The sequence below is a fragment of the Phenylobacterium sp. genome (assembly GCF_035276905.1).
GTDB lineage: Bacteria > Pseudomonadota > Alphaproteobacteria > Caulobacterales > Caulobacteraceae > Phenylobacterium.
Genome location: NZ_DATELG010000409.1, coordinates 1 through 3,482 on the forward strand (window position 1 = coordinate 1; position 3,482 = coordinate 3,482).

At 68.1% G+C, this 3,482-nt stretch carries 3 protein-coding genes; 2 read left to right on the plus strand and 1 reads right to left on the minus strand.

Annotated features, from left to right (window positions below; all coding sequences use genetic code 11):
• On the minus strand, positions 1 to 2,018 hold a 2,018-nt coding region (gene carB, locus VJS38_RS19595; protein ID WP_324089829.1), incomplete at its 3' end, for a carbamoyl-phosphate synthase large subunit.
• 540 nt (positions 2,019 to 2,558) lie between these two features.
• Between carB and VJS38_RS19600 the strand changes: the two genes are divergently transcribed.
• Positions 2,559 to 2,780, plus strand: coding sequence for a hypothetical protein (locus tag VJS38_RS19600; RefSeq protein ID WP_324089830.1), 222 nt, complete (start codon positions 2,559 to 2,561; stop codon positions 2,778 to 2,780).
• Between the two features lie 130 nt (positions 2,781 to 2,910).
• Entirely contained in the window at positions 2,911 to 3,462 is a 552-nt protein-coding gene (locus tag VJS38_RS19605; RefSeq protein ID WP_324089831.1) for a sigma-70 family RNA polymerase sigma factor, read from the plus strand.
• Positions 3,463 to 3,482 lie beyond the last annotated feature (20 nt).

Genomic DNA, 3,482 nt, shown 5'->3' on the forward strand with positions numbered 1-3,482 from the left:
AGGATCGGGATGCCCGCGTCCTCCAGCGGCTTGGCCAGCTTCAGGGGCGTCTGGCCGCCGAACTGCACGATCACGCCGATCAGCTCGCCGCGGGCCCGCTCGGTCTCGATCAGCTCCAGGACGTCCTCGGCCGTCAGCAGCTCGAAGTAGAGTCGGTCCGACGTGTCGTAGTCGGTGGAAACCGTCTCGGGGTTGCAGTTCACCATGATCGACTCGACGCCGATCTCGTCGAGCGCGAAGGCCGCGTGGCAGCAGCAGTAGTCGAACTCGATGCCCTGGCCGATCCGGTTCGGCCCGCCGCCGAGGATGATCGCCTTCTTCGCGTCCGACGGCTCGCTCTCGCAGTCGGGCTTCTGGCCGAGCGCGCCGGTCTCGTAGGTCGAATACATGTACGGCGTCTCGGCGCGGAACTCGCCGGCGCAGGTGTCGATGCGCTTGAAGACCGGCCGCACGCCCAGGGCGCGGCGCTGCTCGCGCACCTCGGCCTCGGTGGTGTGGGTCAGCTTCGCCAGCCGCGCGTCGGAGAAGCCCAGCGCCTTCAGCCGGCGGAACTCGGCGGCCGAGGCGGGCAGGCCCTCGGCGGCGATGCGGCGCTCTTCGGCGATCAGTTGCTCGATCTGGCGCAGGAACCAGGGCTCGTAGGCGCAGGCGGCGCGGATCTCGTCGCAGGTCAGGCCTGAGCGGAAGGCCTGGGCGATCACCCGCAGCCGGTCGGGCGTGGGCTGGGTCAGCGCGCGCAGGATCGCGCCGTGGCCGTTCTCCGGATCCTCGGCGCCTTCGATGGCGATCTCGTCGAGGCCGGTCAGGCCCGTCTCCAGCCCGCGCAGCGCCTTCTGCAGGCTCTCGGCGAAGGTGCGGCCGATGGCCATGACCTCGCCCACCGACTTCATCGAGGTGGTCAGCAGCGGCTCCGAGCCCGGGTACTTCTCGAAGGCGAAGCGCGGAATCTTGGTGACGACATAGTCGATGCTGGGTTCGAACGAGGCCGGCGTGGCGCCGGTGATGTCGTTCATCAGCTCGTCGAGGGTGTAGCCGACCGCCAGCCGCGCGGCGACCTTGGCGATCGGAAAGCCCGTGGCCTTCGACGCCAGCGCCGAGGAGCGGCTCACCCGCGGGTTCATCTCGATCACCACCATGCGCCCGTCGGCCGGATTGACCGCGAACTGCACGTTGGAGCCGCCGGTCTCGACGCCGATCTCGCGCAGCACGGCGATCGAGGCCGCGCGCATGCGCTGGTATTCCTTGTCGGTCAGCGTCAGCGCCGGGGCGACGGTGATGGAATCGCCGGTGTGCACGCCCATCGGATCGATATTCTCGATGGAGCAGATGATGATGCAGTTGTCCGCCTTGTCGCGGACGACCTCCATCTCGTACTCCTTCCAGCCCAGCACGCTTTCCTCGATGAGGACCTCGGTGGTGGGGGAGAGGTCGAGGCCGCGCTCGACGATCTCGCGGAACTCCTCGACGTTGTAGGCGATGCCGCCGCCGGTGCCGGCCAGCGTGAACGACGGGCGGATGATCGCCGGCAGGCCGACCATCTCCAGGCCGGCAAGGCCCTCTTCGAGCGTGTGGGCCACATGGCTCTTCGGGCTCTCCAGCCCGATCGCGTCCATGGCGTCGCGGAACTTCTGGCGGTCCTCGGCCTTGTCGATGACGTCCGCGCGCGCGCCGATCATCTCGACGCCGTACGTCTCGAGCACGCCCATCCGCTCCAGCGCCAGCGCAGTGTTGAGCGCGGTCTGGCCGCCCATGGTCGGCAGAAGCGCGTCCGGCCGCTCCTTGGCGATGATCTTCTCGACCATCTCCGGCGTGATCGGCTCGATGTAGGTGGCGTCGGCGACGTTCGGATCGGTCATGATCGTCGCCGGGTTCGAGTTGACCAGGACGATCCGGTAGCCCTCGGCGCGCAGCGCCTTGCAGGCCTGGACGCCGGAGTAGTCGAACTCGCACGCCTGACCGATGACGATCGGGCCGGCGCCGATGATCAGGATCGAGGAGATGTCGGTGCGTTTGGGCATATCGTCTCGCGCGCAAGGGCGGCCGCGCATTCACGCGCCCGACACCGTTCAGCCATGCAGGTTAAGCCGCCGACTTAGTGCCTCGCTCGCGTGCGCGCAAGGACTCTTCCCTCGCGTCATGGGGAGGGACAGGCCGGCGCAGCCGGGCAGGGTGGGGACGTGAGGCGCAAAAGCGCCCAGCTCTCAGCTTGATCGCGACTTCCCCACCCTGCGCGCCTGACGGCGCGCTGTCCCTGCCCATGAAGGGAGGGGAAATGTATTTCGAAGTCATTTCAAAATAACTCGCCCGTATATTTGGAATTTCTACAAGTCAATAAAGTCCAATGGAGTTCTGAATTCAGGTCAGTTTCCTAAATGTGCAGCTTGAAAAGGCGGGCCTGGACGCGGCGAATTCGATGGCGGGGAGGGGTGGTGCACTGCACGCCGCCCGCGCGGCGATCAAAAAAAGCTTGGGGCTGCGGCAACCAAAACTTCGCTCAGTCATATCCCTACCCAAGCGGCGCAAGCGGACGGAGCTCGCCGCGGGATGGAGGCCTCCCCGTGAGTCTGATCGAGAAAATTCCGCTGTTGACTGATGACGAGGTGATCAACCTGCTGGAGAACGCCCGCAGGCTCCAGACCGAAGGGGACGAGAAGAAACAGGCGCAGGCGGCTGAATTGATCGGTCCGCTGGAAGAGGCCGCCGCCGAGCGCCGCGCCGCGCGGATGGCCGCCACCCAGGCCAAGCGCGCGGCCCGCCGGCCGAAGAAGCGCGCGGCCTAAGAGCGTCGACCTCAGCGGGTCACGACGCGGCCGGGACGTTCCGGCCGCTTTTTGTTTCGCGCAGGGCCCTTGTCCCGGCAGCTCGCCCGGCGCAGCTTCGCGCAGGAACCGACATGGGCTTTCGCGAAGCTTGGCCGCCGCCTCACCCGATACGCTCGCCGCGCTGATGCCGCGGATCGCCCAGGGCGACCGTGCGGCCCTTCGCGCGCTCTACGAGGCGACGTCCGCGAAGCTTTTCGCCGTCTGCCTGCGTATCCTCTCGGATCGCGAGGAGTCCGAGGACGTGCTGCAGGACGTCTATGTCACCATCTGGCGCAGGGCCGACCGGTTCGACCCGACGCGCGCCAGCGTGGCGGCCTGGATCTCCACCATCGCCCGCAACCGCGCCATCGATCGGCTGCGCGCCCGCGGGCCGCTGGCCCGCTCCGAGCCGGTCGAGGATCTCAAGATCGCCGACGACCAGCCGGGCGCGGATGCGAGGCTCGCGCTCGCCGACGAGGCCGCACGACTGGAGGCCTGCCTCGCCGAACTCGACGAGCGCACCCGCGCGGTGATCCGCACCGCCTTCTTCGAGGGCGTGACCTACGAGGCCCTGGCCCGGCGGATGGACACGCCGCTGGGCACGGTGAAGAGCTGGATCCGCCGGGGCCTGGCGCGGCTGAGGGGGTGCCTCGAGCGATGAGCGAGCGCCCCGACCTCTCC